Consider the following 3,519-nt stretch of genomic DNA (forward strand, 5'->3'; position numbering starts at 1 on the left):
GACGACGAGGAGACGTGGCTGCCGGGTCGCGTCCGGCGCTGCCCCGCCGGGGCTGCGACAGGGACGTGCGGCTACCGAATCGTGTCTAGTGCGGCCTCGGCGGCCTGCCGGCCGCTTGCCAGCGCGCCTTGGATCGAGGACCACTCGGTGTAGTCGCCGGCGAGAAACACCGGCCCCTCAGGCGACTCCGTCGCGGGGAGAGCGGCGTGGAACCCCGGTGGCTGCTCGAACTGCGCGAACTCGACCCGGTCGACGCCAACGACCTCGAAGCCACCGAAGTGGTTCTCGGGAAACCACGCCGATAGCGCCGTTCGAACGGTTTCGCCGAGCGCCTCGTCGTCGGCCTCGCGGGAGCCGAGAAACGTCGCGCTCAACAGCTGTCGGCCGTCGGGGGCGTACTCCGGGGCGGCTGCGCTCATGGGTGCAACGGTGTTCGGCTCGGCATCAGCCGCGTTCAATATGATCCGCGAACCCGTGTCGAGCCGCTGGTGCTCGGGCAGCGAGCAGTGAACCGTCGTGGAGGCTTTTGTTCCCGTGGGCGTCTCGACACCCGTCAGCTCGCCGGCCGTCTCCGGGTCCGTCGCAACGACGACGGCGTCCGGCGAGCGGTCTCCGGCTCCGGTTTCGACAGCGAGGGGCTCAGTGTCGAGTTCCGTGACGGCGACTTCGGTTACGATGTCCACACCCGCGGCCTCGGCGCGGTCCCGGAGTTGGGCTGGGATCTCGCCCATCCCGCCGGCGGGGACAACGGTATCCCCCTCCGAGAGCGATTTAAACGTGTACTCGAACACCGAACTCGCGGTGCCAAGCTCACGGTTAAGCGTGATCCCGCCGTAGAAGGGGGCCGCAAAGCGCTCGACGAACGCTCGAGAGAAGCCCTGTTCCGCCAAGTATTCTCTAATAGTCGTGTCGTCATCCCCGAAGATCTCGTCCCACTCGCGGCGTTCGAGTTCCCGCTGGAGCCGAAAGAGCCGGAGTTTGTCGGCCGTCCGAACATCGCGGTTCAGAATCGTCGGGAGAGCAGCGCTCGGGTCGCCGAGGGGATCGGCGAGCGTCGACCGGCGGTTCGGCCGCGCGATCGTCGCACCGGGGGCGAACCGCCGTAGGTCGAGCGCCTCGAAGTCGAGTTCCCGGCGTGCAGCCGGGTAGGCGGTGAAGAGTACCTGAAACCCCCGATCGAGGGTGTATCCGTCCACGGAGCGCGTGCGGACGCGGCCGCCAGCGCGTTCGCGCGCCTCAAACAGTTCGACTTCGGCCCCGGCCTCGGCGAGGTGCCGCGCGGCGACCAATCCGGCGAGGCCGCCACCGGCGACGACGACGTGCATACACCGGCTTCGAGCGGGACCGACAAACCGGTTTCCGTGTCCGGACGACGGCGGAGAGTAACGACCGTGGCGGCCCATCGTTTGACCGTGATTTTGAGGCGACTCCCCAGCGCCGGCCGGGACGCAAACAGGGGAATTATTTCGGTCGGCCCGTAGGATCACTCATGGGACTCGGTAAACACCTCATCAACGGCATCGTCTCGCTCGCAATCAGCGTCGCCGTCACCGTCGCCGCGGCCGACGACGACGACGGCCCGTGGGTCCTCCACGAGGTCGCCCTCGCCGTCGCTGTCTCGGCGTTCCTGTCGGGCTTTTTCACCAGCTACTTCGCCGAGTGACGCGCTAACGTCGCCGGCGATCGGGGGACGGCTACCGTCCGCCGGTCGACTCGATCCGGCAACTCCGGTCGGCCGCGCCGACATAAAACGAGCGCAGTTGTGCGGATACGGACGCTTCGTCGACAACGTTGAGCACGAGATCGTCGTCGCCGAGCACGTCGCCGTCGTTCTCGTAGGCCGTCTCGCGGGCGGCCGCCTCGCCCATTAGTTCGCACTCGCCGGCGATGGTACCGATCACGAACAGCGATCGGTCCCGCGCTGCGTCGACCTGCTCGTTGGCCCGCTCTAACCCAGTCTCCGTCACGTCGATCACGTTGTCGTCGGCACTCCAGGAACCGAAGAGGTCGAGCATGAAGAGCCGATCGCCCGCCAGGGCGTCGGTTGCTGTGACCCCCGCGTGTCGGCGCAGCGCGTCCGCCAGCGTCGACCGATCCAGCGCCGGCGGCGGCGACAGCGAGACGGCCCATCCGGCGTCGATCGCCGTCGCACAGCACTCCGCGACGGCTCCGGCGACGGTACGCTCAAGTGCCGGATCGTCCGTCGTGTCCGTGACGATCACGCTCCGGGAACCGGCCGGGAGGCCGCCGTCGGCGTCGAAGCCGTCGATCCCGGTCGGGACCGTCTGGGCGGCCTCGAGGCGGGCCTCGCGGCGTCGCCTGACACTCGAGAGAGCATCGTCGATTTCGGTGAGCAGGTCGGTGTTGTCGGTGCGCTCCTCGCCGATCGTTTCGACCGCCCGGTCGATGTCACGGGCGGCGTCGGCGGTGCCCGAGCAGGCGCCCGCGACACGCGTGCTCGCGTCGGCCCCCTCCGAGACGGCCGTCGACACCTCGTCGACGCCGGCCGTCGCCGCCGTCATCTCCTCGTCGACGACGTCGAGTTCCGACTCGGCCGCCTCGATCCGCTCGGCCCCGGTCTCGACCGCCTCGACGGCCGAGTCGAGCGCGTCGCTCACGTCGGCGGTCACGGACTGGATCTCCCCGACGGCGTCCTCGATCCGCTCGGTCTCCGAACGCGACTCCTCGGCGAGCGATTTGACCTCCTCGGCGACGACCGAGAAGCCGGCGTCGTCGTCCGCGCGGGCGGCCTCGATGGAGGCGTTGAGCGCGAGCAGGTTCGTCTCGTCGGCGATCCGGTCGATGGTCTCGACCACCCGGTCGATCCGCTCGACGTGGTCGGCCAGCGCCTCGACCTGCGTCTGAACCTGTCGGGTCGCCGCCGCGGCTGTCGTCATCGCACTCGCCGCTTCGTCGGTCGCCTCGCGCCCCTCGGTCGCCGCGGTTGCCGCCCGTTCGGTCGTCTCGCTCACCTCGTCGGCCCCCGCGGCGGCCTCTTGGATCGTCGCGCTCAGGTCGGCGACGTCGTCGGCGACCGAGTCCATGTCCTCGACCTGTGTGCCGGCGGCCTCGCGGATCGAAGCCAACTGGCTGTCGACCGATCGGGAGGTCTCGTGGACGACGTCGACGGCACCCTGTGCGTTCACGATCAGTCCGTCCTCAATGCGCAACCGTTCCTCGTTCGCGTCCGCCGAGACGGCGTCGTTGTCTGGCTTCATCAACTGTGGGTTCGGACGTATGGTTCGGTTAAAAAGTCTTATTGTAGCTCAGCAGCCGAATTATAGCCACGTACACAGTGTTTCATTCGTTTTAGGCGGATGGGTATTATACTGGCAGCCAGTCCAGAGAATCCTACGAGACACACTATCCGGAACACGTTCGACAGGGCGGTGCCGACGTGTGCGGGGTGTGACGCGCGATGGCGGCGGACAGCCCCCGGCGACGGCCGCGAAGGACAGGGCTTTGCGGGGGGGGCTCGAAGCAGACGTATGAGTGCGTTCGAGGGATTTCGCTGTACGG

The 3,519-nt window shown here is 68.1% G+C and carries 3 protein-coding genes; 1 reads left to right on the forward strand and 2 read right to left on the reverse strand.

Annotated elements, in window-relative coordinates; all coding sequences use genetic code 11:
- Positions 1-71 precede the first annotated feature (71 nt).
- Positions 72-1,325: an FAD-dependent oxidoreductase gene (locus tag ACI944_RS13245; RefSeq protein ID WP_411719504.1), complete on the reverse strand. Its 1,254-nt coding sequence runs from the start codon at positions 1,323-1,325 to the stop codon at positions 72-74.
- Positions 1,326-1,489: 164 nt separating this feature from the next.
- Here ACI944_RS13245 and ACI944_RS13250 point away from each other — a divergent pair, with 164 nt between their 5' ends.
- On the forward strand, positions 1,490-1,663 hold the full coding sequence (locus tag ACI944_RS13250; protein ID WP_411719505.1) for a hypothetical protein: 174 nt from the start codon (positions 1,490-1,492) through the stop codon (positions 1,661-1,663).
- Positions 1,664-1,694: 31 nt separating this feature from the next.
- Here the strand turns inward: ACI944_RS13250 and ACI944_RS13255 are convergent, their stop codons facing one another.
- Complete coding sequence (locus tag ACI944_RS13255; protein WP_411719506.1) at positions 1,695-3,218, reverse strand: methyl-accepting chemotaxis protein; 1,524 nt, start codon at positions 3,216-3,218, stop codon at positions 1,695-1,697.
- Positions 3,219-3,519: the final 301 nt, after the last annotated feature.

The organism is Natronomonas sp. (genome assembly GCF_046710025.1).
Classification (GTDB): Archaea; Halobacteriota; Halobacteria; order Halobacteriales; family Haloarculaceae; genus Natronomonas.